This window comes from Wolbachia endosymbiont of Glossina morsitans morsitans, from assembly GCF_000689175.1.
In the GTDB taxonomy this organism is placed as follows: Bacteria; Pseudomonadota; Alphaproteobacteria; order Rickettsiales; family Anaplasmataceae; genus Wolbachia; species Wolbachia pipientis.
Genome location: NZ_AWUH01000069.1, coordinates 1 through 797, shown reverse-complemented (window position 1 = coordinate 797; position 797 = coordinate 1). Strand labels below are relative to the sequence as shown.

Sequence of the window (797 nt, the reverse complement as noted above, 5' to 3'; positions counted from 1 at the left end):
ACCGTTCTTGCAAGTGATAGCACTCTCACTTCTTTTGCACCGGAGTTTAAAATTTCCTGAGAGCAAGATCTTACAGTTGCTCCGGTTGTTACAACATCATCAACTAATATCACGATTTTATTTTTGATAATTTTCTTGTTGCTTGTTTTAAAAGCCTTCTTTAAGTTTTTTTCACGCTGTTTAAGTGAAAGACCAGCTTGAGGCACAGTATGGCGAAGGCGTTTTATTGCAAATGGCGTATAGGATAAATTGGACAACTTACTCAACTCTTTTGCAAGCAACGCTGCTTGATTATATTTACGTTTAAACAAGCGCATTTTATGTAACGGTATAGGAATTATGACCTCTGCGTTCTGAAATGTATCCTGATTAGCTTGGTGTATCCACTTTGCATAGATTTTTACGTAATTCAAATTATCAAAAAATTTGAAATTTATAATCATGTTTCTACTATGTTGATCATAAGCAAAAACTGATCTTAATACTTTAAACGGTGGAGGATTGATGATGCACTTACCACACGTATAAATATTGTCTGAGATTACTACGCCACAAACATTGCAGTAACGCTTAGTTAGAAAATTGATTTTTTTGTTGCATTCACTACACAGATTAAGATTTTCATCAATGATACATTCGCAACTTACGCATACGCTTGGAAATATGAGATTTGTAGCTTTTTTTAGTAAGAGAAGGTTCACAACTCATTAAATATATTATAAAATAATTTATATAGTATAGCTAAAGTAACTTAAGCTTACACTCTTTCACTTTTTATTTCATTTCAATATAGTTCA

At 32.2% G+C, this 797-nt stretch carries 1 protein-coding gene; it reads right to left on the bottom strand.

Features of this window, described 5'->3' with window-relative positions:
* Window positions 1-701: ComF family protein (locus WGMM_RS01635; protein WP_038249111.1), on the bottom strand; the 701-nt coding region annotated here is incomplete at its 3' end.
* Between the last annotated feature and the right edge of the window lie 96 nt (window positions 702-797).